The organism is Hoylesella buccalis ATCC 35310 (genome assembly GCF_000177075.1).
In the GTDB taxonomy this organism is placed as follows: Bacteria; Bacteroidota; Bacteroidia; order Bacteroidales; family Bacteroidaceae; genus Prevotella; species Prevotella buccalis.
Genome location: NZ_ADEG01000094.1, coordinates 48,223 through 74,520 on the forward strand (window position 1 = coordinate 48,223; position 26,298 = coordinate 74,520).

Annotated in this window: 23 protein-coding genes; 14 read left to right on the top strand and 9 right to left on the bottom strand. The window is 44.8% G+C overall.

Annotated elements, in window-relative coordinates:
• Nucleotides 1–16: 16 nt before the first annotated feature.
• Nucleotides 17–934 carry an acyltransferase family protein gene (locus tag HMPREF0650_RS10565; protein ID WP_004350659.1) on the bottom strand — a complete coding sequence of 306 codons (918 nt, stop codon included), beginning with the start codon at nt 932–934 and terminating at the stop codon, nt 17–19.
• A gap of 142 nt (nt 935–1,076) precedes the next feature.
• On the opposite strand from HMPREF0650_RS10565, the gene rbfA reads away from it, so the two are divergent.
• The gene (gene rbfA / locus HMPREF0650_RS10570) at nt 1,077–1,412 is read left to right on the top strand and encodes a 30S ribosome-binding factor RbfA (protein ID WP_004350660.1); all 336 of its coding nucleotides are present in this window, start codon (nt 1,077–1,079) and stop codon (nt 1,410–1,412) included.
• Between the two features lie 32 nt (nt 1,413–1,444).
• On the top strand, nt 1,445–2,680 hold the full coding sequence (locus tag HMPREF0650_RS10575) for an FtsX-like permease family protein (protein ID WP_004350661.1): 1,236 nt from the start codon (nt 1,445–1,447) through the stop codon (nt 2,678–2,680).
• Nucleotides 2,681–2,827: 147 nt separating this feature from the next.
• Here the strand turns inward: HMPREF0650_RS10575 and HMPREF0650_RS10580 are convergent, their stop codons facing one another.
• The 5 genes from HMPREF0650_RS10580 to HMPREF0650_RS10600 all read right to left on the bottom strand — a co-directional run bounded on the left by HMPREF0650_RS10580 (nt 2,828) and on the right by HMPREF0650_RS10600 (nt 7,564).
• The gene (locus HMPREF0650_RS10580; RefSeq protein WP_004350662.1) at nt 2,828–3,586 is read right to left on the bottom strand and encodes a succinate dehydrogenase/fumarate reductase iron-sulfur subunit; all 759 of its coding nucleotides are present in this window, start codon (nt 3,584–3,586) and stop codon (nt 2,828–2,830) included.
• A gap of 130 nt (nt 3,587–3,716) precedes the next feature.
• The gene (locus tag HMPREF0650_RS10585) at nt 3,717–4,076 is read right to left on the bottom strand and encodes a four helix bundle protein (RefSeq protein WP_004350663.1); all 360 of its coding nucleotides are present in this window, start codon (nt 4,074–4,076) and stop codon (nt 3,717–3,719) included.
• 96 nt (nt 4,077–4,172) lie between these two features.
• A complete protein-coding gene (locus HMPREF0650_RS10590; protein WP_004350665.1) occupies nt 4,173–6,152 on the bottom strand; it encodes a fumarate reductase/succinate dehydrogenase flavoprotein subunit in 1,980 nt (659 codons plus the stop codon).
• A gap of 34 nt (nt 6,153–6,186) precedes the next feature.
• Nucleotides 6,187–6,873: a fumarate reductase gene (locus tag HMPREF0650_RS10595; RefSeq protein ID WP_040563199.1), complete on the bottom strand. Its 687-nt coding sequence runs from the start codon at nt 6,871–6,873 to the stop codon at nt 6,187–6,189.
• Between the two features lie 376 nt (nt 6,874–7,249).
• Nucleotides 7,250–7,564 carry a DUF3467 domain-containing protein gene (locus HMPREF0650_RS10600; RefSeq protein WP_004350668.1) on the bottom strand — a complete coding sequence of 105 codons (315 nt, stop codon included), beginning with the start codon at nt 7,562–7,564 and terminating at the stop codon, nt 7,250–7,252.
• A 157-nt stretch (nt 7,565–7,721) separates the two neighbouring features.
• Between HMPREF0650_RS10600 and HMPREF0650_RS13170 the strand changes: the two genes are divergently transcribed.
• Complete coding sequence (locus HMPREF0650_RS13170; protein ID WP_162013135.1) at nt 7,722–7,865, top strand: hypothetical protein; 144 nt, start codon at nt 7,722–7,724, stop codon at nt 7,863–7,865.
• Between the two features lie 606 nt (nt 7,866–8,471).
• Nucleotides 8,472–9,392: a YitT family protein gene (locus HMPREF0650_RS10605; protein ID WP_004350670.1), complete on the top strand. Its 921-nt coding sequence runs from the start codon at nt 8,472–8,474 to the stop codon at nt 9,390–9,392.
• A gap of 86 nt (nt 9,393–9,478) precedes the next feature.
• Here the strand turns inward: HMPREF0650_RS10605 and HMPREF0650_RS10610 are convergent, their stop codons facing one another.
• A complete protein-coding gene (locus HMPREF0650_RS10610) occupies nt 9,479–12,040 on the bottom strand; it encodes a glycoside hydrolase family 84 protein (protein ID WP_004350671.1) in 2,562 nt (853 codons plus the stop codon).
• Nucleotides 12,041–12,360: 320 nt separating this feature from the next.
• Here HMPREF0650_RS10610 and mnmG point away from each other — a divergent pair, with 320 nt between their 5' ends.
• The 8 genes from mnmG (at nt 12,361) to deoC (ending at nt 20,164) form a co-directional block, all read left to right on the top strand.
• Nucleotides 12,361–14,232, top strand: coding sequence for a tRNA uridine-5-carboxymethylaminomethyl(34) synthesis enzyme MnmG (mnmG, locus tag HMPREF0650_RS10615; protein ID WP_040563200.1), 1,872 nt, complete (start codon nt 12,361–12,363; stop codon nt 14,230–14,232).
• Nucleotides 14,233–14,312: 80 nt separating this feature from the next.
• The gene (locus HMPREF0650_RS10620; RefSeq protein WP_004350676.1) at nt 14,313–14,843 is read left to right on the top strand and encodes an adenine phosphoribosyltransferase; all 531 of its coding nucleotides are present in this window, start codon (nt 14,313–14,315) and stop codon (nt 14,841–14,843) included.
• A 150-nt stretch (nt 14,844–14,993) separates the two neighbouring features.
• Entirely contained in the window at nt 14,994–16,832 is a 1,839-nt protein-coding gene (uvrC, locus tag HMPREF0650_RS10625) for an excinuclease ABC subunit UvrC (protein WP_004350677.1), read from the top strand.
• 128 nt (nt 16,833–16,960) lie between these two features.
• The gene (locus tag HMPREF0650_RS10630) at nt 16,961–17,389 is read left to right on the top strand and encodes a DUF8440 family protein (RefSeq protein ID WP_040563201.1); all 429 of its coding nucleotides are present in this window, start codon (nt 16,961–16,963) and stop codon (nt 17,387–17,389) included.
• A 275-nt stretch (nt 17,390–17,664) separates the two neighbouring features.
• Nucleotides 17,665–18,060, top strand: coding sequence for a hypothetical protein (locus HMPREF0650_RS10635; RefSeq protein ID WP_004350678.1), 396 nt, complete (start codon nt 17,665–17,667; stop codon nt 18,058–18,060).
• 342 nt (nt 18,061–18,402) lie between these two features.
• Nucleotides 18,403–18,855: a D-aminoacyl-tRNA deacylase gene (gene dtd / locus HMPREF0650_RS10640; RefSeq protein ID WP_040563203.1), complete on the top strand. Its 453-nt coding sequence runs from the start codon at nt 18,403–18,405 to the stop codon at nt 18,853–18,855.
• Nucleotides 18,856–18,886: 31 nt separating this feature from the next.
• Nucleotides 18,887–19,210: a nucleotide pyrophosphohydrolase gene (locus HMPREF0650_RS10645; RefSeq protein WP_004350682.1), complete on the top strand. Its 324-nt coding sequence runs from the start codon at nt 18,887–18,889 to the stop codon at nt 19,208–19,210.
• Nucleotides 19,211–19,213: 3 nt separating this feature from the next.
• Nucleotides 19,214–20,164: a deoxyribose-phosphate aldolase gene (deoC, locus tag HMPREF0650_RS10650; protein ID WP_004350683.1), complete on the top strand. Its 951-nt coding sequence runs from the start codon at nt 19,214–19,216 to the stop codon at nt 20,162–20,164.
• Nucleotides 20,165–20,452: 288 nt separating this feature from the next.
• Here deoC and HMPREF0650_RS10655 read toward each other — a convergent pair whose 3' ends face one another.
• Together HMPREF0650_RS10655 and HMPREF0650_RS10660 are read right to left on the bottom strand one after the other, a co-directional pair.
• A complete protein-coding gene (locus tag HMPREF0650_RS10655; protein WP_004350684.1) occupies nt 20,453–21,817 on the bottom strand; it encodes an alpha/beta hydrolase in 1,365 nt (454 codons plus the stop codon).
• A 78-nt stretch (nt 21,818–21,895) separates the two neighbouring features.
• Nucleotides 21,896–22,873, bottom strand: a complete 978-nt coding sequence (locus tag HMPREF0650_RS10660) for a polyprenyl synthetase family protein (RefSeq protein WP_004350685.1) — start codon at nt 22,871–22,873, stop codon at nt 21,896–21,898.
• Nucleotides 22,874–22,960: 87 nt separating this feature from the next.
• Between HMPREF0650_RS10660 and polA the strand changes: the two genes are divergently transcribed.
• Complete coding sequence (gene polA, locus HMPREF0650_RS10665; protein WP_004350687.1) at nt 22,961–25,723, top strand: DNA polymerase I; 2,763 nt, start codon at nt 22,961–22,963, stop codon at nt 25,721–25,723.
• Between the two features lie 257 nt (nt 25,724–25,980).
• Nucleotides 25,981–26,187: a type II toxin-antitoxin system Phd/YefM family antitoxin gene (locus tag HMPREF0650_RS10670; RefSeq protein WP_004350688.1), complete on the top strand. Its 207-nt coding sequence runs from the start codon at nt 25,981–25,983 to the stop codon at nt 26,185–26,187.
• Nucleotides 26,188–26,298 lie beyond the last annotated feature (111 nt).

The following is a 26,298-nucleotide window of genomic DNA, read 5'->3' on the forward strand; positions in this document are numbered from 1 at the left end:
ACAAACAGATGGGCTGTCACTTGATAATCCTTGATTGTCCAAACACATACCGTGCTATATGCAGCTTTTGTAAGGCACATGCAACGGCGAAACTGCCAACTACCGTAAACAGCAAAGCCACCAACATGAAAAGCATTCCTGACGGCTCGAACAACAGGTAAGATTGAAACAGCTTGGAAAGTACCGTAAACATGGGAGAGAAAAGCAACAGGATGAGTGAATTTCTACCGATGAAATGGGAGATTTTTGCCACTTCTTTGGGCAAATAGGGATACAGCCAAAGCAAGAAAGAGATAACGAAATACACGATGAGCATGCCCCCTATGGTGTGCCTTTGAAGTGCATTTGGCACACAAGTGGCAACCAACACAACACCTATGAACGACCACCATGCGGGATGGAATGTATCAACGAATGGGCGATGATTCAGACGCAACGCGACACCTACACAAAAATACACAGCATTGATCCAAGTAACAAGTCCCAAAAGTGCCAACACCCACAAACACAGTAACACGCCCAACAACATCAACACACGATGACGACCCGCAAATTGGGCTACTACATAAGTAACAATACCACACAACATCAGCGTATGCAGGTACCAATAAGGCCCCAAAGGGTGTAAAAACAGTTTTTCAAGAAACAAACCGAAGGTGAGTTGCTGAATATGTTCACGAATAGGTAAGATAGATGCCATGACCACATACCCGCTCTCCATCAGTAAATAGGGTACGAAAATCCACTGTATATAGCGCAAGAACTGCGGAACGGGCTTGTGTACATTGAGCAAGTAACCCGAAATAATGAGAAATCCAGGCATGTGAAATGTGTACACAAAAGCCTTGGCAACGGGATAGCGATTGCCAATATAGACAAGATGAAAGACTATCATCAAGAGAATAAACACACACTTGAGATAATCTAATTCCAAGATTCTTGCCCGAGGTTTTGTAGGAGAAGTAGTCACCATCGCCACAAAAATACGAAAAAAGAATTAATTGTCAACTATTATAATTATCTTTGTCTTCCACTAAGTTTTCCACTAAATTATACACCCTTAAGATACAAGTATTATGCAAGAGACAAGACAAAACCGCATTGCGCGACTGCTTCAAAAAGAACTCGCCATCATATTTCAATCGCAAACAAGAGCTACCCATGGTGTCATGGTAAGTGTTACCCGGGTACGTGTCAGTCCTGATTTGAGCATTTGCACCGCCTATTTAAGTATATTTCCATCAGAAAAAGCGGAGGAAATCATTAAGAACATCACGGCAAATGAGAAAACCATTCGTTACGACTTGGGTACACGGGTACGCAATCAGTTGCGTATTGTTCCCGAATTGCGTTTCTTCATCGACGACAGCCTTGACTATATCGAGCACATCGACGAACTGTTGAAGAAATAAATCGACGACTCAGAGCACAAATATTCCAGTAAATGAACTTCCCTTTATTTGTCGCACGTCGTTATCTCTTTTCAAAAAAGAGCACGAATGCCATCAATGTCATCTCCATCATCTCCATGATAGGCGTGGCGGTGGCAACGATGGCATTGGTCATTGTGATGAGTGTTTTCAACGGTTTTCATGACTTGGTGGCCTCTTTTCTGACCAACTTCGACCCACAACTCGAAGTGGTTCCTACGGAAGGGAAATCAGCCAATGCCAACGACCCGTTGCTCACGAAGGTTAAACAACTTCGCCAGGTGGATGTAGCCACAGAGAATGTGGAGGACATGGCAATGGCCATGTATGGCGACAAACTAACTATGGTGACCATCAAAGGCGTGGATGACAATTTTGATAAGCTCACCCACATCAAGGAAATCCTATATGGCGACGGCGAATATGAATTGCACGCCGGCAATTTGGAGTATGGTATCATCGGCATTCGACTGGCTCAAACACTTGATGTAGGCGCAACTTGGAACGGTTACCTCAAGATCTACGCACCCAAACGGTCAGGACAACTGGACATGAGTAATCCTGCCAGCGGGTTTGCGGTAGACTCTCTTCTGTCACCAGGCGTGGTGTTCTCGGTGAATCAAGCCAGATATGACAAGGGACATATACTCACTTCCATTGAATTTGCACGCAACCTCTTTGACATGAAGGGGCGCATCTCCTCACTTGAACTCCGGCTTCAAGAGAACTGTAACCTTAAGGAGGTGAAGAAAGAGATACAGGCTATCGTGGGAAGTCGGTACAAGGTGCTTGACCGTTTTGAACAACAAGCGGACACATTCAAGATTATGCAGATAGAGAAAATTATCGCTTATTTCTTCCTTACGTTCATCTTGATTGTGGCATGCTTTAACATCATCGGCTCGCTTTCCATGCTCATGATTGACAAGAAGAACGACGTGGTGACGTTAAGAAACATCGGAGCCAGTGACAAACAAATCACTAAAATCTTTCTTTTCGAAGGCCGAATGATTTCAGTCATAGGCGCTCTCATAGGCATTCTGTTGGGTTTGCTGCTCTGTTGGCTTCAACAAACCTTCGGTTTCGTATCACTTGGGCAAAGATCTGGTGACTTTGTTGTCAATGCTTACCCCGTTAGTGTCCACTATTTAGATATCTTGTTCATCTTCATCACCGTCATAGCAGTTGGTTGGATGGCGGTATGGTATCCCGTAAGATACTTTAGTAAACGCCTGCTCGCCAATCATTAAACCACGAACAAGCATCTACTTGGTGCGTCACCTTATGATGAACATTATAAAAGCCCATACGTCAAAGAGAACGTATGGGCTATATTTATGAGTTTTTGAATTGCAAATACGCTCGACTAAATCGTGAATTTACAAAACAAGCACTGCTTAATCCTTAAACTTTGCCGTGATGTATTCACGGTTCAGTCGTGCGATGTTAGCAATCGACTCGTTCTTTGGACACACGGCTTCACATGAACGAGTGTTGGTACAGTTACCAAATCCCAACTCATCCATCTTGAGAACCATAGCTTTGGCACGCTTGGCAGCCTCTGGACGGCCTTGTGGTAACAGGGCCAACTGGCTAACTTTGGAGCTAACGAAGAGCATGGCAGAGCCGTTCTTACATGCGGCTACGCAGGCTCCACAACCGATGCATGAAGCACAATCCATGGCCTCATCGGCCTTATCCTTTGGAATAAGGATGGAATTGGCATCCTGTGCCTGTCCTGTACGAATGGTATTGTAGCCACCGGCAGCGATGATTTTGTCGAAAGCGTTACGGTCTACCATACAATCCTTGATGACAGGGAAACCTGCCGAACGCCAAGGTTCCACAGTAATGACATCGCCATCGTTGAAACGACGCATGTACAACTGGCACGTTGTGGCTCCACGTTCGGTCTTTCCGTGTGGCACACCATTGATATAAAGTGAGCACATACCGCAAATACCTTCACGACAGTCGTGATCGAAAACAAATGGTTCTTTCCCATCCTCTATGAGTTCCTCGTTGAGGATGTCAAGCATTTCGAGGAAAGAAGTATCGTCAGGGATATTCTTCATCTCGTGAGTGTCAAAATGTCCCTTGTCTTTAGGACCGTTCTGACGCCAAAATTTAATTGTAAAACTTATATTTTTTGACATGGCTTGTATTTTTTTTAGTTTACGAGTTTACGAGTTGACAAGTTGACAAGCTGATAGACTTTTTTCAATAGTTACAAGATATTTATAGATAGCTATATATTTTAATGCAACGGTTTGATGAATATTTTGTCTATTGTTGTTGACTTTTAATGAGTGCTGTTAGCATTTTTAAGACTTCTACATTTAATTGATAAAGTTCTTGATAAACCTCCAAATCAATAATAAAGCCCAGCTCTTTACAGAGAATAATTTGAGTATCCAATTCAGAAGCTGAACCCAAAGCTATATATAAGAAATGTAACAACTCTTTTGTTGTTCCTCTTCCATAACCTTCGGCTATGTTCGAAGGTATTGAAATTGCAGCTCTACGCATTTGAGAGGAGATTCCCATGAGTTCTTCATGTGGAAAACATCTCGTTACTTGATAAATCCTTTTCACAAGAATGATGCTCTTTTGCCAAACAATCAAGTCTTTGTGCGTAGATTTCATATCCAATTCGGATTACATATTAGCTATGAGAAGAACCTCACGAATTCACTATCATCTTGTCTACTCGTCAGCTTGTTAACTCGTCAACTCATCAATTTAATTCTTATAATTACGTGTTTGTACCTTGATGGCCTCGTACTCGAGTGGCTCTTTGAGCAGCTCGGGGGCGGTTTCATCATTGTTCTGGTACTTCCAACAACCTACATAGAAATAGTTTTCATCGTCACGCTTTGCCTCTCCCTCAGGTGTTTGGTACTCCTCACGGAAGTGACCTCCACAACTCTCATTACGAGAGATGGCATCGTAAGCAACGAGTTCGCCCATCAATAAGAAATCACGCAAATGGATAGCTTTATCCAACTCAACGTTCAGACCTTCCTTAGAACCTGGAATAAACAGGTTGGTATCGAACTCTTTACGTAAGTCTGCTATCATCTTCAAACCTTCTTCAAGACCTTCCTTGGTACGACCCATTCCCACGTGTTCCCACATGATGTGACCCAACTCCTTGTGAATAGAATCGACAGAGCGCTTACCCTTGATGTTCATCAAACGGTCAATCTCTGCTTGTACCTTCTTTTCTGCCTCTTCAAACTCTGGAAGATCGGTAGAAAGACGTGGCCAAACAGCTTGGTCTGCCAAATAATTTTGAATGGTGTATGGCAACACAAAATAACCATCTGCCAAACCTTGCATCAACGCTGAAGCTCCCAAGCGGTTAGCACCATGATCAGAGAAGTTGCATTCACCGATGGCAAACAGTCCTGCGACAGAGGTCATCAACTCGTAATCTACCCAGATACCACCCATGGTATAATGGATAGCGGGGAAGATCATCATGGGCTTGTAGTACTTTTCACCATTGATTTCGTTCGCCATGTCACCGGGGAATACGTCAGTAATCTCTTCATACATCTCGAAGAGGTTTCCATAACGCTGCATGATTTCATCAAGTCCCAATCGATTGATCGACTCAGAGAAGTCGAGGAACACAGCCAAACCAGTGTTGTTCACACCAAAGCCCTTATCGCAACGCTCCTTCGCAGCACGCGAAGCCACATCACGAGGCACTAAGTTACCAAATGCTGGGTAGCGACGCTCCAAGTAGTAGTCGCGATCCTCCTCTGGTATTTCCCAGCCTTGTTTCGTTCCTGCCTGCAATGCCTTGGCATCTTCAATCTTCTTAGGAACCCAAATACGTCCGTCGTTACGCAACGATTCTGACATCAACGTCAGCTTCGACTGCTTGTCACCATGTACAGGAATACAGGTGGGGTGAATCTGTACATACGAAGGGTTAGCAAAATAAGCTCCCTTACGGTAGCACTGAACAGCAGCAGTACAGTTACATCCCATTGCATTGGTAGAAAGGAAATAAGCATTTCCGTATCCGCCAGTGGCGATTACTACAGCATTGGCAGAGAATCTTTCTAACTTACCAGTCACCAAATTCTTGGCAATGATACCACGAGCACGACCGTCAATGATGACTACGTCCTCCATCTCGTAACGCGTATAGAGCTTTACTTTGCCTGCATGTACTTGACACATCAGTGATGAGTAAGCACCTAACAGCAGCTGTTGACCTGTTTGGCCTTTGGCATAGAACGTTCTACTTACCTGTGCACCACCAAACGAACGGTTGGCGAGCATGCCACCGTATTCACGAGCGAATGGTACGCCTTGTGCCACACATTGGTCGATGATAGCATTCGACACCTCTGCCAAACGGTAAACGTTAGCTTCGCGAGCACGATAGTCGCCACCTTTTACGGTATCATAGAACAAACGATAAACAGAGTCACCATCATTCTGATAATCCTTGGCAGCATTGATACCTCCTTGTGCAGCGATAGAGTGTGCACGGCGAGGCGAGTCTTGAATACAAAAATTGAAAACGTTGAATCCCATCTCGCCCAATGAAGCGGCGGCACTGGCACCTGCTAAGCCTGTACCAACAACGATGACATCCAATTTTAATTTATTCTTTGGGTTAACCAAACGCTGGTGAGCCTTGTAATTGGTCCACTTCTCAGCTACTGGTCCTTCAGGTATTTTTGAATTTATTTGTGTCATAATATTCTTCCTTACATGTAATCAGATTAAACAATTACGCACAGCACAAACTTGGCGCGCAGCCAAAGGCAAATGCGAGAACAACAACAAGGAAGCCCAGCATCAGCAACGTGGCGTACACCTCGCCGATGGTCTTCCATCGATTGAACCAGATTTTGTTGCTGATTCCAAGTGTTTGCATCGCACTCCAGAAGCCATGCGTGAGGTGGAACCAGATGGCAACCAGCCAAATGACATACAGCACCACGTACAGAGGTTGTGCGAATGTTTCACGAATGTAACCAAATCCGTCAGCAGGATTGCCTAACGGGTCGGCAATGTGAAAGATCTCGGCAAACATCATGTTGTACCAGAAATTGTACAAGTGAAGAAGTAAGCCCAAAAGAATGATGATGCCTAACACCAACATGTTTTGAGATGCCCACTCTACCTTAGAGCTTCTTTGCGTAACGGCATAACGTTCGTTGCCGCGAGCCCGCAGGTTTTGTGCCGTCAGGATGAATGCGTAGACGATATGACAAACAACCAAAGCTGCAAGTGCTATCGTAGCCACCACCGCATACCAGTTGGCACCCAAAAGTTCACAAATCATGTTGTACGCTTCTCCTGAAAAGAGGGCGACAACATTCATTGACATGTGAAATGTCAGGAACAGAATAAGCGCAATGCCGGTAACCGACATGACCACTTTTCTACCAATAGATGAATTGATTAACCACATAAATGATTGATAATTAAAGTATTTAAATGTTAGTATATTGATGTGTGCGTTTAAATAGTTGTTCCTTGGCTGGTGTTCTTTACAAGTGTTCATCATCAAACATCCTCATTTTTAGGTATCAGATACCGCTAGCCGTTGCAAAAATACTACAATTTAATGATAACTCAAAGCTTTTCGTTAAAAATACGAGAAAACTCATCAAGGGGCCGAGAAAGACAAAGATGAGGAACCGATTTTACGCAGATACGACTTAACGAAAACAGCAAGAAAACGTGAAAAAAGTTTCACGAACGACCCACAGTCTTTAACACATTCGCTGAAGAAAGAGCCACCTATCGACAGAGAAAGAACTATCTATCGCCAAAGGGAGCACAATCTACGCTTCCCCCTTTGTGCCTTCGAAAGGAGCAATGGTGCGGCCAGCCATCTCTGGCAGTTGAATCTTGCCGAACTGCTGCTCGTATTTATAGATGTTCTCCTGCAAGGCCATGAGAAGTCGTTTGGCATGTTCGGGTGCCATCACCACACGACTTACCACCTGAGGTTTGGGTATTCCGGGCAAAATACTGGTAAAATCAAGTACAAACTCTGAACTGGAGTGTGAGATCAAGGCCAGATTTACATACTTACCCTGAGCCACCTCGGGATTCAACTCCAATTGCAATCCCTGCTGCTGCGTGTTATCTTCCATATCGACAAAACAATTTTTAGTTATTTCAAAATGAATGTAAATATAGTGAGTTTTTTCTATATGCAAGGCTATTCATCCTGTTTTTTAACACTTTTAAGGTAAACCTGCGGTTTCATTCGCACAAAGATGGGGCGTGATGCGATGAAAGACGATGGCAATGTGGAAGAACCTCATGGGAATACGGGGGAATATAATGCCGATGCAGGGGAACATCATGGCAACGATGCGAAACCTAATAAACAAGAATGCGGAACGTGATGACAAAGAGGCGGAGCGCAATCAATCACGCCCCAATGCGTGAATTTTCTTGACAACACACTCTCTTATAATTTGTGTATTTACGAACAGCCTTCACTTTCGTCCCAAATACGCCCAAAATGAGCAACATTTGTATTCGACTGATATACAATATCTTACAAAATCAAACCACAAATATTCTTCAAATGGTGCGCTATTTTAAGCACAAAAGCATAGCTTTTAGGCAGATATTTGCATGCTTTTGCCGCGCAATACCATGTTTATTGGGCGGCAATATCATGCATCTAACACCTTAAACGCATTGCTTTTGCCCTAAAACCTCATTTTTCTTGCTTCATGATAGCTTGTTTGCTTCTTCCTTGCCTATTGATTTTTTCTATATTGAAAGTTTTGAAGTGCCATTTTAGGGCTGTTTTTTAGTTAAGAAACTGAACATTTTTGCACAAAACACTATCAGACAGTTTTCGGGAAAAGGCTCAAGCGCATCCCCAAAACAGCTACATTGGAATTACAGACCACACATCATCAGCATATTTTAAACGCAATGCGATACAGATAAACTACTTTTTCGTAACTTTGCCGACGACATCATTTTGCACCATTCAAGGTGCAACAAGGAATAACAAGACGCTAAAAAAACAAACTTACCATGCCAAGAAAAAAGAAATCAGAACTGAAAGATTACGCCATCATCACACTGGCCATGCTCATGGGCAGCTTAGGCTTAACCGTCTTCTTGTTGCCCAACCACATCGGCATGGGCGGCATCACAGGTATCTCGTCTATCATTTATTGGGGCTTTGAGATTCCCGTAGAGGTCACCTATTTGGTCATCAACGCCACCCTATTGGCCTTTGCGCTCAAGATTCTGGGGTGGCGATTTTGCGTCAAGACCATCTATGCCGCCCTGACGTTCGCCATGTTTGTGTGGCTCATCAGACAAGTGACACACGATGAGGCAATCATCAACGACCAACCTTTCATGGCGGCCATTCTGGGAGCTGTGCTCATGGGGTCGAGCATCGGAATGGGATTGTCGAGCAACGGCAGCACGGGAGGAACGGATGTCATTGCGGCCATGATTAACAAATATCATGACATCTCGCTGGGAAAGGTGATTTTGCTCTGCGACATCACCATCATCACGTCCAGCTACCTGGTGCTACACGACTGGGAGCAGGTGTTGTATGGCTATGTGGTGCTCATTGTTTCTTCGGCTTGCGTGGACAAAGTAGTGAACATGAACCGACGGTCGGTTCAATTCTTCATCATCTCAGAAAAATACGAAGAGATAGGCAAGGCCATCAATACGACGGTTCAACGAGGATGTACCACGCTCACAGGCAACGGATTTTACTCGGGACGCGACATGAAAATGCTTTTCGTGCTGGCCAAACAAACCGAGTCGTCCATGATTTTCAGAACGATTGACGAGATTGACCCAGAGGCTTTTGTCTCTCAGAGTGCGGTTATCGGTGTGTACGGACTGGGATTTGACAAGTTTAAGGTGAACAAAAAGAAGAAATCACCACGAGCAGCGCAGGCTAAAAAAGAAGAACCTGCCCGTTAATCAAGGTCAAACAAAAGACGATGTGCCGCTGTGTCGGCATAAAAATAAGGTGTGTCATCAAACTGGCACACCTTATTTTTATTCTCTTACTTGCGGATGATTTCAAAAATTTCTACGTCACCTTCGATGGATAGGCGGATAGCTTTTTTCGCGACATCACACTGATAGAAGGATGAGGTAACGGTAGTTTCTGCCACCACACGTCCCTTCTTGTCATGTTGTTTCACCCTGATCGTCTGATTTTCGGGCAGCTTCATCAGCAAAATATAACGCTGCGTATGCTTTGGAATGTCGAACGAAAGGGTGCCAGCGAGATGGAAAGAGGTCAAAGGTTGTTCATCAAAAGCACGGATAGCCTGCTCGCCTTGGTCTGTATGTACGTCAACATCCAGGCGTGACAACGTGATAGGATTGACCTTGAAGGTGCGAACGGCCAACCAATGGGTCTTCTCTGAAGGTAGTTTGCGCAGGCGCACATAGCGTCCCTGCACGCCCTGCCCCGTCCAATGAATATCATACTGCTTCTGAAGGTCGGCGACAAGCGGGGCCCAGGACTGTCCATCAGCTGAGTATTCGAGGATGGCATGGTCGAAATAATCTACGTCATCTGTCGCATTGCGGCCTTGCTTGAGGTCAACTTCCCAAATCGGCATCACCTTTCCCAGGTCCAGTCCAATCCAATCACCCGTCTTTTGTGCGATGCCCGAATGATAGAATGAGAGGGAATCGGCATCCAACATGTTCTTGCTCTGCGTGGTATACACGCTGGGATAAGATCCGATAGGACGCTGTACGGCTGACTTTTTCCCTGCGAGTTGCTCATAGAAGGCCTCGCTCATGTCCTCCATGGCCTTTTCATAAAACGGCTGTAGCTTCATGGTTCCCGACCGATGGGCGTCATAAGCCTTCTTATCTTCCGCGCTCATGAGGTTCTGCACATAGCTGTTCCAGAATGCCTCCGGAGCTTCATGCTTGAACTTCTCCATGAGTTTCAGCGCATTTTTACCGCGCGTTCCCAGCTTGCCGAACTCGGTGAGCCATGGACGCAACTCGCTGAACAGCCCTCGATTGGCCAATCCTTGTTCCAACTGTGCCGGCACCTTCTCTATCTTCTCAAACTCACGCATGAGGTCATCATATTGTTTTGGGGTGTAATGGTCGAAGCTGAAGGTTGTTGTTTCCCACGATTCGTCACGCCGATAACCCGTTTCCGTGTCGGCAGAATGGATGGCAAAGGTGCGATATGCGTCCTTTGCCTGCGGTGCCATCACCGCCAATCCGCGCTCCCAACTGTCCAATGCGTTATAGGCTGTAGGGTTCCAAGCGTAGTCAGCAACGCTGTACAAGGCAAGTTTAGAGGCCTCACCGTGCTCCATGGGGTTGCTCAGCAGACCGGTCATCTCGCCTGCGGTGACGGTGTTTTCAAGTCCATAGACGGGTCCTTGCAACACGATGTGGCGCACATAGTCGGTCACGGGATAGTTCCACCAAAAAAGAGCCGGCCGCTTGATGCGTGAATTGACCCACGCTAAGGTCGTTCGTGTGACGTCACTGCATACGACATCACCTGTCCAGAACACCCTCACCGATGGGTCTAAGGTGCGGCCATACACCGACAAGCTGCCTTCGGGCGTAGGGTTGGCCCAGGCTCGGCTATAGTCTGTGGGGCAAATGATGAGTGGCGAAACATCTCCTTTGACCTTGACAAACTCTTTTGTCAGGCGGTTCAGCAGCTCTACTTGCTTGGCTGGATTGGTTCCATCACCCGAGATATCATCAAAGAAGATGGCAAACGAGCGGACTCCCAGCTGGTACATCAGGTCGAATTTGTGCTTCAGGTTGTTGTAATCTTCTTCATTCCACTTGATGTCTTTGCCAGGATGAATGGCCCAAACAAACTCTACCCTGTTTTTATCACAGGCCTCTACCAACTCATGAATGTTCTTAGCTTCGTCCGCCGGATAAGGTTTTCGCCAGTTGGGTGAACTGTGGTAAGGGTCGTCTTTGGGTCCGTAAACGTATGTGTTCAACTTGTATTTGCCATAAAAATCAATCAACGACAGGCGCACCTTGTGTGACCAGGGGGTTCCATAGAATCCTTCAATGATGCCACGATATGGGAAAACGGGATAATCATTGACCTCCAAGTAAGGCAGGGTCTTGCCGTTTTGGACAATGGGACTTTCCAATATCTGGCGCAAAGTCTGGATGCCATAGTATACTCCGGCATCATCATAGCCGACAATGTCAATACCTTGCTGGTGAATACGCAACGAATAAGCTCCGCTGACAGGCTTCACCCAGTGGCTTTTAACTGTCTTTTCCAAGGCAATGTTCAAGGGAACGCCTGCGGATTGCAAGGAGAGAAAGGACAAATCTTCTTGGATGTCGCGTTTCTGCCGACCGAGTTTAGTAGATAATTTGACCCCAGTCGTGACGTCAAGAGTTCCACTAATGGAAAGATTGAGATAGTTTGGTACGGGATTGATTATCAATCCTTTGTGATCAACTTGATGCCCCGTCAACTTTGGTACGTCTGAACTTTCCTTGCGTTGTGATGACAAATCGAAATCAGACACCTGTGACATGCTCACATTGGAGGACAAAAGTCCTACGAATAAAATAGTTCCAAGTTTAAGATAATTCATAATTTAAAAAGATAAGGGGCGGTAGGAATCCTATCCTACCATTGTTCTACCGGGATACTCCACGACAATATGACGCAAAGATAGATAAAATATACTGAATAAATCGGAGTAAAGAGGGTTTTTAATTCGTAATCAAGTCATAATTAAAATTTATTGCGTACTTTTGCGATGTATTGTGTTCTTTGTTTATCAGACATTTACAATAATGCCTGCGCAATGACACAACGATTCGAAAGGATAACAGATTTGGGCAACAAAATGGCTTTCTCAGGCTCGCAGAAATAAGTAATGCCCATGGAGAAGAAAGGTAATTGATTAATATGAAATTCAAATACGACGTTATAATAATAGGTGGTGGACACGCTGGTTGCGAGGCAGCAACGGCATCTGCCAACATAGGAGCCAGCACATGTCTCATCACTATGGACATGAACAAGGTGGGACAAATGAGTTGTAACCCAGCCATTGGCGGCATAGCGAAAGGACAAATCGTTCGCGAGATTGACGCCTTGGGGGGACAGATGGGCCTCATTACCGACGCAACGGCCATCCAATTTCGAATGCTCAACAAGGGTAAGGGACCTGCAGTGTGGAGTCCTCGTGCCCAATGCGACCGAGGAAAATACATCTGGGAATGGAGAAAGGTGCTGGACAACACGCCCAACCTTGACATTTGGCAAGATGAAGCTCGGGAATTAATCGTAGAAAACGGAGAAGCCGTTGGCGTAAATACCGTTTGGGGAGTTGAGTTTAGAGCGAAAAGCGTGGTCATCACAGCAGGAACTTTCTTGAATGGTCTGATGCATATCGGGCGACATCAACTGCCAGGCGGACGTTGTGCCGAGCCTGCGGTGTATCATTTGAGTGAGAGTATTTCGAGACACGGCATCCGTGTGGATCGCATGAAGACGGGAACTCCTGTCAGAATTGACGCGCGAACGGTGCATTTTGAGGACATGGAACGGCAAGATGGCGAGAACGATTTTCATCAATTCAGCTACATGGGCGAACCAAGAAAGCTGAAACAACTACCTTGTTGGACATGCTATACCAATCAAGAATGTCACGAAGTATTGAGGCAAGGATTGTCAGATTCTCCCCTTTTCAACGGACAAATACAAAGTACAGGGCCGCGTTATTGCCCTTCGGTGGAGACAAAACTTGTCACCTTTCCCGACAAAGATCAGCATCCTCTGTTTTTAGAGCCTGAAGGAGAATGTACTAACGAAATGTATTTAAACGGCTTTTCATCGAGTATGCCGCTGCATATCCAGCTGGAAGCAATCCACAAGATACCTGCTTTTCGCGATGCAAAAATCTATCGAGCCGGCTATGCCATAGAGTATGATTACTTTGACCCTACCCAATTGAAACGAACGTTGGAATCGAAGGTTTTGAAAGGGTTGTTCTTGGCTGGGCAAGTGAACGGCACTACCGGATATGAAGAAGCGGCTGGACAAGGTTTGGTGGCAGGAGTGAACGCTGCATTGCATTGCACCAACAGCGAACCTTTCATCATGCACCGCGATGAAAGCTACATCGGTGTACTCATAGATGACTTGACTACCAAAGGAGTTGATGAACCCTATCGCATGTTTACATCACGCGCTGAATACAGAATTCTATTGAGACAAGACGATGCTGACGCACGATTGACGGAGAAAGCGTACCAATTAGGACTGGCAAATCGCGAGCGTTACGATTGGTGGATGGAGAAAAAGGAAAGCATTAAAGCTCTTCTTGACTTCTGTAATCAAACACCGATTAAACCGAAAGAAATCAACAATTTCCTTGAAAGCATAGGAACCTCTCCCCTTCACGGCACCTCCAAGATATCTGACCTCGTGGGACGACCTCAAGTATCGTTGACACAACTTGCCGAACACATCACAACTTTGAAAGAAATGCTCAACAAACCTCGCAACAGAAAGGAAGAGATTGCAGAAGCAACAGAGATAAAAATCAAATACAAAGGTTACATTGAGCGTGAAAAACTCATGGCCGAAAAGATGCACCGCCTAAGGGATATCAAGATAAAAGGACGCTTTCAATATAGCGAATTACATGAATTATCTACGGAAGCTCGCCAAAAGTTAGAGCGAATCGACCCCGAAACACTCGCACAAGCCAGCAGAATACCCGGCATTTCACCAAGCGACATCAATGTTCTTCTGGTCCTATTAGGGAGGTAAGGAACATCGAAATGATGCACACGACAGATATGTTTCACATGAAACAATAAGATATTTAATAACAACATAACGCATTAATAATGAACAACAAATTACTTTTGGACAATTTGCGCAGCATACAAGATTGGCCAATCAAAGGAGTTAACTTCAGAGATGTTACTACTCTATTCAAAAATCCCGAATGTTTACGAACTATCAGCGATGAAATGTATGAATTATACAAAAACAAAGGCATTACAAAGATTGTAGGAATCGAGAGTCGTGGCTTTGTGATGTCATCCGCTATCGCTATCAAATTGGGTGCTGGAATCGTCTTATGCCGCAAACCAGGCAAGCTTCCTTGCGAAACAGTGCAAGAAAGTTACGCAAAAGAATACGGCATCGACACCATCGAAATCCACAAGGATGCTATCAACGAGAATGACATCGTTCTATTACATGACGACCTACTCGCAACTGGAGGGACGATGAAAGCGGCCTGTGATCTGGTGAAGAAGTTCCATCCCAAAAAGATTTATGCGAACTTTATCATTGAACTCAAGAGCGAGTTTCCACATTGTAGAGAACAATTTGACAAAGACATCGAGATTGAATCACTGTTGCAATTTTAATCAACAGTAACAAATGTAAGCGGTAGTGGAAAGTAAACTCCACTACCCTTTCACGATATTTGCGCCGCAGCGCTCCGTACTGAAGGACATGTAGATGTTTCACATGAAACAATTAGACCATCATTTCCTGTGATACAGGGACTTATAGCGATGAACAAAGAGGAAAACTTAAAGAGAATTGACCACCTAAAGAGTATAGCATTGAATATGCCTGGGAAGCCGGGTAGCTACCAATTCTATGATAAAGACCACCAAATTATCTATGTAGGTAAGGCCAAGAACTTGAAAAATCGTGTCTCTTCGTATTTCCGAAAGGAAGTAGATCGCTACAAAACCAAAGTACTTGTCAGCAAAGTTTGGGACATCACATACACCGTAGTAAATACGGAAGAGGACGCACTACTACTCGAAAACAGCCTTATCAAGAAGTACAATCCACGCTACAACGTACTGCTAAAAGACGGAAAAACATACCCAAGTATCTGTGTAACGAAGGAATATCTACCCAGAATCTTCAAAACCAGGCGCATTGACAGGAGATTTGGCACCTATTACGGCCCCTATAGCCAAATCACAATCATGTATTCTCTTCTTGAACTCATCAAAAAACTCTACAAACCACGCACCTGCCGCTTCCCTATCACACCAGAAGGTATCAGTCAAGGCAAGTATAAACCTTGTTTGGAGTATCACATTCACAACTGTAAAGCGCCCTGCGTAGGCAAACAGACACATGAAAACTATCATGAAAACATTGCTCAAGCCTGTGAAATATTAAAGGGAAACACCCGAGAAGTGAGCAAAATACTCTACCAACAAATGCTAAAAAAGGCAGAAGAACTGAAGTTTGAAGAGGCAGAAGAGCTTAAGCAAAAGTACGAAATGCTGAACAATTTCGTGGCCAAGAGTGAGGTAGTGAGCAACACCATACAAGACTTAGACGTGTTTACCCTCACGGATGATGACCAGAAAAAGAACGCTTTCATCAACTACATCCACGTTAAAAACGGCACCATCAACCAGAGTTTCACCTTTGAATATAAGCGAAAACTTGATGAAACCGATGAAGAACTGCTCATTACTGCCATCCAAGAAATCAGAAGCAGGTTTAAAAGCAAGGCCAAAGAGATCATCGTACCCTTCGAAATCAATTGGAGTTTGAACAATGCTACCTTCTTCATTCCCCAACGCGGGGACAAAAAACACCTGCTGGACCTGTCTGAAATGAACGGAAAACAGTATAAATTTGATCGACTCAAACGATCGGAAAAGCTCAATCCGGAACAAAAACAGACCCGTTTGATGAAGGAATTGCAAACCAAACTCAAGCTCCCCAAGCTGCCCTATCATATCGAATGTTTCGACAACTCCAACATCTCCGGCACCGATGCCGTTGCAGGTTGCATCGTATTCAAGGGCATGAAACCCTCAAAGAAAGACTACCGCAAATACAACATCAAGACCGTGAGCGGTCCAGACGATTACGCTTCCATGCAAGAGGTGGTGCGTCGCCGTTACAGCAGGATGACGGAAGAGCAGGCACCCCTACCCGACTTGATTATCACCGATGGCGGAAAAGGACAGATGGAGGTAGTAAGAGAGGTGTTAGAAGACGAGCTGCACCTGCAAATACCCATCGCAGGACTGGCTAAAAACGACCGCCACAGAACCAACGAGCTGCTATTCGGTTTCCCACCACAAGTCGTTGGTTTAAAAGCAGATAGCGAACTTTTCCACCTCCTTACGCACATTCAAGATGAAGTGCATCGGTACGCCATCACCTTCCATCGCGACAAACGAAGCAAAAACGCACTACACAGCGAATTAGACGACATCAAAGGCATCGGTCCCAAAACCAAAGAGCAACTCCTAAAAGCCTTAAAGAGCGTGAAACGAATCAAAGACTCAGACTTGGAAACGCTCACCGAAATCATCAAAGAAGCAAAGGCAAAAATCATTTTCAATCACTTTCACCCCAATAATCCATAAAAAATTGCTTATCTTTGCGGTCAATAGGCTGCGCAACGGCAATTTGAGGGCAATCTCATAGCCGCTGATAGTAGTACACACTACCCACGTCCTATACAAACAACCCATCAAAAAACATCCACAAACTGATGAAAACCTGGATACAAACCCTGCTGCTTTTTCTGGTACTTTTGCTGAGCAACCAGAACACATGCACAGCACATGCCAATGATATGAGGCCTGGCATGGCTGAAAAAGGCAGCGCATCCGGGTATGACGATGATGAAAAGAGTAAAGACCGCATCTACGAAGACACGATAGAACCGGCCCAACGACAAACAGCACTCATCACCGACACCAGCCAAAACGTACGTCTGTGCAACACCCGTCCACAGCGTATAATCCCCTCGTTTACAGCTAAGCCAACACATCTGCTTGGCCGAAACACGTTTCACAACAGGTTTTATTCCCTACATTTTCAAGGAATCAACCGCTATCTCACAACGGTCACAACCCCTATTCCTTCCTCTGCCGCATGCGATTATTACGTCATCGCATTGAGGCAAATCATTCGTTGACCCATCTTCTTTTTGATTCGTACGCACATCGCAATCCATCAAACCATGTGCGTACAATGAGATTTCACTAAAAATCGTAAAAGCTGCTTCAAACATATCGTTAGCCAAGTAGCCAACAGCTCAACCATGGAGAGGTAATAAACATACCTACTTAGCCATTAAGCGGTTTAATACGGCTACAATGAATCGACAACAACTTGTATATCAACAATATATACGAGTAACAAGCAGCTCGTAAACAAAACAACAAGACAATCAATAAAAAGAAGAAAATTATGGCAAATATAAAAAATTTAGAGATGGCAGAAACCATTTCAAACAATCCAAATATCAAGATTTCAAAGGGATTTTTAGGCATTGGCAGCAAAGCCACCTACACACCCACAAACAGTAAACTGAATGCGGTTATCAATTACTATAGTGCGGAAGATGCCCAGGCATTTGTGAAACTTATCAAAATGGCAGAAGGAGAAGTGATCAACCAGGCTAAAAAGATGACACCACCCGCGAAGTTGAGCATCAGCAACTATCGTCACGAGGCATGCGTAACCGACGACAAACAGTTTGTTGCTATCCAAGTGCTGAGTTATGCCGACTTCCGTAACACGCCCATTTGCGATCTGAAATACTTTGAGGGCGAGGCTGCACAAGCCATAGCCGCACTACTGTAATACCAAAAAGAGCCATTTCATCGAGCTTTTAGCTACCCATCTCCCATCTGTCAAGTGATGACAAATGGGAGAATTTTTATGAATAAAACTACTGCAATTAAAGTGATACTCGTCAGCATCAAAACAAGGTGAATAACATGCCATTTCAATTGCATGGAGATTGGCCGGAAAAGTCAATGAGTTTAAGGCCCAAAGTCATTGAGATTGGCCCTCAAAGTCAATGCAATTAAAACGCCTCCATAACTACCTATAAATCAAAAGAAAAGCGCGTGACGATAAAAGATGAGTTTAATTATCGGATGATTATTTGGTTTGAATCCTAAAAATAAATATCTTTGTAATATGAGAATTGTCATACAAAGAGTTTCAGAAGCATCGGTAAGCATCAAAGGCACGATGAAGTCGTCCATTCAGCAAGGTTTTCTTATCCTTTTAGGGATTGGTGAAGATGATACCGAAGACGATATTGAATGGCTTGTAAAGAAGGTTGTCAACCTTCGTGTGTTCGACGATGAACAGGGAGTTATGAACAAATCTATCCTCGACGTCAATGGCAACATATTGGTAGTCAGCCAGTTTACCCTCATGGCATCGTACAAAAAGGGCAACCGACCCTCCTACATTCGAGCCGCAGGGCACGAGATTTCTATCCCACTCTACCAGTTGTTTTGCGAACGTTTGACTGCCCAATTGGGAAAAGAGGTAGCCACTGGCGAGTTTGGTGCCGATATGCAGGTGAAATTAGTGAACGATGGTCCGGTAACCATCTGTATGGATACCAAAAATAAAGAGTAACGCTAACACCACCAAAAACAAGGTTCATAAAATGGAAATCAAAGAAGCACAGCAACAAGTAGACCGCTGGATTAAGGAATATGGTGTACGCTATTTCTCCGAACTCACCAACATGGCGTGCCTCACCGAAGAGGTTGGCGAGTTGGCACGCGTCATCTCACGCACCTATGGCGACCAAAGTTTCAAGCCAGGTGAGAAACCCAATCTTGCCGATGAAATGGCAGATATTTTGTGGGTGCTCATTTGTTTGGCCAACCAAACAGGGGTTGACCTCACCCAAGCATTCGAAGAAAATATGAAGAAGAAAACAAAGAGAGATAAAACAAGACATATTAACAACCCAAAACTTCAATAAAAAATGGCTATCAAACAAAACATAGAAGCATCTAAAGAGCAATTGAACGCTAAAAACGCGCCCAAGCAAACAGTCGATAAGTACGAACAGGCAATAAAAAAGTACAACACCAACCTTAACGATGATGAAGTACGAGAGGCGGTTAAGAACCTCATCGAAGAGAAAGTGCATACCAATGACACCCCTGAGGTGAAGAAATTCCTGTTTGGAAGCATCGAACTGACCTCATTGAAATGCACTGATTCGGACGAAAGCATCATGGCATTTACCGAAAAGGTCAACCAGTTTGACACGCAATACGCTGACCTTCCCCACGTTGCCACTATCTGTGTGTATCCTTGTTTTGCTCAGGTGGTACGCGATACCTTGGAGGTTGAAGGCGTTGAAATAGCCTGCGTATCGGGCAGTTTCCCCTCTTCTCAAGCCCTCATCGAGGTAAAGGTAGCCGAAACAGCATTGGCAGTGAAAGACGGAGCTACGGAGATTGACATCGTGATGCCCGTAGGCAAATTCCTAAGTGGCAATTACGAAGAGATGTGCGAGGACATACAAGAGTTGAAAGAGACTTGCGGAGATGCTGCCATGAAGGTGATTTTAGAGACAGGATGCTTAAAAACAGCATCAAATATCAAGAAAGCCTCTATCCTTTCCATGTATGCTGGAGCCGATTATATCAAGACTTCTACGGGCAAAGAGAAAGTGGCAGCCACACCAGAAGCTGCGTATGTGATGTGCCAAGCTATCAAGGAATACTACGATGAAACGGGCATTCAGATTGGTTTTAAGCCTGCTGGCGGCATCAACTCAGTGATGGACGCCCTCATCTACTATACCATTGTGAAAGAAGTGTTAGGCGAAAAATGGCTTACCAATAAGTGGTTCCGTCTTGGTACCAGCCGCTTGGCGAACATGTTGCTCAGCGAAATTGAAGGAAAGGAAGTAAAATTCTTCTAATGATGCGATAGAAGCAGCTGGAAAAAATAACGGGCGGTTCTATAAATTACCACCGTAAAGTTTTATTTATGTTGGACGGTTTACGTTTTGTCATCTTGCGGTCTTTTTTGGGTTCAATTTGCTTGTTCGTTCAGTCGTATAGCTCGCTATACTCCTTCACTCACAAACAAATTGACCACCAAAAAGAGCCTCGCAAACTGACAAAGCTAATTTATAGAAACGCCCTAACCTGCAAAAAAGCGGATATACACCTCAGAAATGTATATCCGCTTGAGCTTTTTAGCATGATCAAAGTGCCTTGATCCAATCAACGATATCTTGCATCACCTCTGGCGCAAAGGTTTCTTCTATCAATCGATACTCCGTTGTCTGTCCCGTAGTACAGTGTTGGAACAGATGGTTCAGTCCTTCGTATTCTTTTATCAGGTTCTTTTTGTTGGGTTTCAAGCCTTTTCGTAAGGCAGAAAGATTGTCGTGCGCGGCTACCTGCACATCTTTACTACCATTCACTGCCATGACAGGACACTTGATTTTTGGAAGATAGCAAGCCATGTCGGTAGCGATGAAATCGAGAAACCATGGGATTTGCATGGTGATAACGGGTAACAAACTTTGCCGGCTCAATGCTGGGAGCGACACATTGGTTTGTTTCAGCAAGGAGTCTAACACAGCTTCGGGGTGAGAAATGTCTTTCTTGGCATTTCTATAAGCATAAATAGCCCCCAATACCTTACAGTAATCGCGGGCGAAAGAAGCACCACCTCTCGCCTCCATCGCTTGATATACTTGCCTTAACATCAAGCTATCGCCACGTTCAGCCATCCCTGCAAGACTCACAATGAAATCGGGTAAGCCTTCTGCTGCCAACATCATGGCAATACTACCACCCTCACTATGTCCCATAACACCTATCTTTCCAAACTTTTTCAGGCCTTTCAGGTAGTTGAAACCACAACGAGCATCCTCCGCAATGTCTTTCATCGTCGATTGAGAAGCATCACCTGTAGACTTTGCAAACCCTCTGTCATCGTATCGAAGCGATGCAATGCCATGGCGAGCCAAGTAATCTGCCAAGACTAAGAAAGGCTGATGGTCGAATATTTCCTCGTTTCTATTTTCCTGACCGCTACCTGTTACCATCAGTACCACAGGTACTTTCTGCTTGTTCATCTGCTCATACCCCACAGGATAAGTCAATGTTCCCGAGAAAACGGCATTCGCCTTGGCGTTTTGAAAGGTCACATCCTCGGTTTGATATGGATAAGGCGCATGCGGAGTTTGCGGTCTTTTTAGTTCCTCCACACCACAATTGAGCATCAAGGGGAAAGTCCTACCAAACTGCGTAAACGTTCCTTGAATGTTGTCCCCTTGCTGTTTGCCGAGATACCGTGCTCCTATAGAGGAGATAACAATGTCCACAGAGTCGGCTGTAAGACTGTTCACTGTGGCAGGAACGCCTTTTACACTTTGGTCAGGACTATCCATCGTACCGATGAAACCGCTGTTTTTGTCCTTCTCAACGTGAAAGACAATCGTTAATTGTACACCTTGAACCGATAGTTTGCCCGTCCAACTACCTTCCAATTTCTGTGCATGCGATGCGCAAACGGAAGCACACAACAGGAGCATAAAAGTGAGAAATCTTGTTTTCATGACGATAAGTATATGATTTTTACGGGTAATCTACCACGCTCAAAACAAAAACAAGGCTTGAAAAGGTGTTCGTACTCCTTATTTAGTACGCTTCACCACATAGTCGATATAGGCCTGCAAAGCATTCTTAATATCGGCATCGATCACATGCTTGTCTATAAAAGCCAATGCTTGTTGATGCAATTCGCCCATGCGTTGCTCTGCATATTCTATGCCCCCTTGCTGCTTGGTGAAAGCTACCAATTGTGCGATTTCATCGGGTGTCACTGTGTTGTCCTTCACCTTATGTGCCAATCGGAGCATGGCAGCATCGTGCGTAGAATTCAAGGCATAAATAACAGGGAGAGTAAGTTTCCCCTCTGCCATGTCATTGCCAGTGGGCTTACCAATCTCTTTCGATTCAAAATAATCGAAAATATCATCCCTAATCTGGAAAATAATACCCAACGTCTGTCCAAATTCACGAGCAGCCTCTACCTCTTCGGGTGTTGCTTTGCCCGCTTGTGCGCCAATCACGGCACACGATTCGAACAAGGCAGCCGTCTTTTGCTTAATGACTTGGTAATATACTTCTTCCGAAATGTCCTGATTCTGGATATTGCTCAGCTGCAAAATCTCACCATTCGACAAGGTTCTACCGAGGTTAGCAAGGTTTTGAATAATGGCCTCCGAATGGGTAAAAGAAACCTGCAACAAAGCTGTTGACAGAATATAATCGCCCACCAGCACTGCCACTTTGTTGTCGTAGGTGGCATTCACCGATGCCTGTCCACGACGTTCGCCACTCTCGTCCACCACATCATCGTGCACAAGGCTGGCGGTATGCAGCAGTTCCAAGCCCACCGCAGCATGTTGGGCGATAGAGGTAACGCCATTAAAGTTCTTCGCTATTAACAAAATAAGCATGGGCCGCATGCGCTTTCCCTTTCGTTGACGAATGTGAGAAAGTGCTTGCGAGAGCAGTCCATCACCGTGTGACAATGATTCATTATACAGGTAATCAAAGTCATTCAATTCATCGACAATAGGTTGTTGTATCAGGGATAAATAGTCCATGCTTGCTATTTTTGTCACAAAAATACAGAATAAATCCCTATTTGTTCCATTTTTTTCGTAATTTTACAGGAATAATATACTAAAAATATGGACAAACTGTTTCTCTTGGACGCCTATGCACTCATTTATAGGTCGTATTACGCATTCATCAACAACCCGCGTATCAACTCCAAAGGCCTCAATACATCGGCCATCATGGGCTTTTGCAACACCCTCAACGAGGTGCTGACAAAAGAGAATCCCACATATATTGGCGTGGCATTCGACCATGGACTGACCTTTAGGAACGACGCTTTCCCTGCTTACAAGGCGCAACGTGAAGCCACACCCGAAGACATTAAGAAAGCGGTACCTATCATCAAACAAATATTGGAGGCCTATCACATTCCAAGTTTGCAAGTAGACGGCTTCGAAGCCGACGATGTTATCGGCACATTAGCGATGAAATCGGGCAAAAAAGGCATTGATACTTATATGCTTACCCCTGATAAAGACTATGGACAATTGGTGAGAGAGAACGTCTTCATGTACCGTCCACGGCACGGAGGGGGCTACGAAACGCTGGGTGAAAAAGAGATATGCGACAAATACAACATCACTACCCCACTACAAGTCATCGACCTTTTGGCACTGATGGGTGACTCAGCAGACAACTTTCCGGGGTGTCCAGGCGTGGGAGAAAAGACCGCTTCAAAACTTATTAACCAGTTCGGATCCATTGAGGAGCTGCTGAAACGAACCTCAGAGATTAAGGGTAAGTTGCGAGAGAAAGTTGAAAATGCCACCGATGATATTAAGATGTCACAATTCTTGGCAACCATTCGCACCGATGTCCCCATCGAGTTAAATCTGGAAGATTTGAAGTTGAAACAACCAGATGAAAATAAATTGGCCGAAATCTTCACCGAATTAGAATTCAAAACGTTCGCCAACAGAATCCTTAATAAATCACAAAATAGCCCAAAAATAACAAACAAACAGCTCAATCTCTTTGCAGAATCCTCGGCAATTGGGCAGGCTGAGCCAAAAAACGCGAGTTTTGAGAGCCTTAAAACGGGTCATTACGAATACAAACTCATTGATAGTCAGGAAGAAGCGCATCGAATTTGTGACTTTTTCTTAACAAATAAAATTCTCAGTCTAGACACTGAGACCACTTCAACCAACCCCATGGAGGCAGAATTGGTTGGTTTGAGCTTTGCTGTTGAGCCGAAAAAGGCATTTTATGTGCCTGTTCCGGCCAAGCATGAAGATGCCGTAAATCTTGTTAAAATATTCAAACCTCTCTATGAAAACGAGGAGATTGTGAAAGTAGGGCAAAATATCAAGTACGACATGGAGGTGCTTCGCAATTACGGTATCGAACTAAAAGGACCGATGTTCGACACCATGATTGCCCATTATGTGCTGCAACCCGAACTTCGTCACAACATGGATTACATGGCGGAGGTGTACCTCAACTATCAAACCATTCATATTGAAAAACTAATTGGCGAGCGAGGAAAGAACCAAAAGAACATGCGTGACCTCTCTCCTACCGACGTTTACTTGTACGCTTGCGAAGATGCAGACATTACATTACAACTTAAAAACGCGCTCGAACCTAAACTCAAGGAAGCCGGAGTCGCTGATCTGTTCTACCAAATGGAAATGCCTTTGGTGAACGTACTGGCCGAAATGGAGATGAACGGCGTGCGCATAGATACAGAAGCGTTGAAGGAAACGTCAGAAAACTTCACCAAACGAATGCTGGATTTGGAGCATCAGATTCACGAACTGGCAGGCGAGTCATTTAATGTGTCATCTCCCAAACAGGTGGGCGACATTCTTTTCGGCAAATTACAAATAGCCGAAAAGCCCAAAAAGACAAAGACTGGGCAGTTTGTTACCAGTGAGGAGGAACTGCAAAAATATGCGGCTGGCAACGAAATCGTAACCCTCATCTTGGATTACCGTGGGCTAAAAAAACTCTTGGGAACGTATGTCGATGCCCTACCCAAGCTCATCAACCCTCGAACAGGACACATCCACACCTCGTTCAACCAAACGGTAACGGCCACAGGACGGCTCTCCTCGAGCGATCCCAACCTGCAAAACATCCCCGTACGGGGCGAGGATGGGAAGGAAATACGCAAGTGTTTCATCCCCGAAGACGGTTGTTTGTTCTTCTCTGCCGATTATAGTCAGATAGAATTGCGTGTCATGGCGCATCTCAGTGGCGACAAACACATGATCGAGGCCTTTCAACACGGCTATGACATCCATGCCGCCACCGCAGCCAAAATCTACGGCAAGGACATGAAAGACGTGACGCGTGATGAACGAACCAAAGCCAAACGTGCCAATTTCGGCATCATCTATGGCATCACGGTGTTTGGCTTGGCTGAGCGATTGGGCATCGATCGGAACGAAGCCAAACAGCTTATCGACGGCTATTTCACCACCTTTCCGCAGGTTTACGACTACATGGAACAGGCCAAAGCAACGGCTCGCGAGCAAGGATATGTGGAAACATTCTTCCATCGCCGCCGCTATCTCCCCGATATCAACAGTCGCAACGCCACCGTTCGTGGCTTTGCAGAGCGCAATGCCATCAACGCACCCATCCAAGGGTCGGCTGCCGACATCATCAAGGTGGCGATGATACGCATTTACAAACGGTTCAAACGAGAAAACATCCAATCAAAGATGATTCTACAGGTACACGACGAACTTAATTTCAGCGTGCTGCCCGAGGAGAAAGAGCAGGTTGAACGCATCGTGATGGAAGAGATGCAAAACGCATATCCGCTGCGGGTTCCACTGATAGCCGATGGCGGTTGGGGTAAAAACTGGCTGGAAGCGCACTAACAACCCATGCCGTCTGCGGGACAAAGCACTGCGAACGTTCAAATCCATACAACTACTTACGGCTGGTTCTATAAATTACCACCGCATATAGTCATCAAATGTTTATGAAATACGTTTTGTTATCTTTTGGCTTCTTTTTAGTTCAAAATGTAAGTTCGTTCAGTCGTGTAGCTCGCTACACTCCTTCACTCTCTTGGATTTTGACCTCAAAAATAAGCTCAAAATCTAACAAAGCTAATTTATAGAACCAGCCTTACATGAAAATAATAGATATCGTAAGATACGCGACCGACCCCATCAGCTATATGGATGAAGTGGTCAACGGCAACGAAACGCTGTTGGTACAACGCCCAGGTGACAAGAGTGTGGTGTTACTTTCCATGGAAGAGTACAACCGTTTGAAAGCCATCGAATGGCGACAACAATCAAACGAGCCCCCTACTCCACCAAACAACAACAAATAAACGAATGATGCCTTGAAGACGTTGGCCACGCCTGAGAACCTCACTCGCCGCAATATCAAAATCAACTGAATATCAACTGGTTACGAAACATCCAGAACACACCTTTCAAAA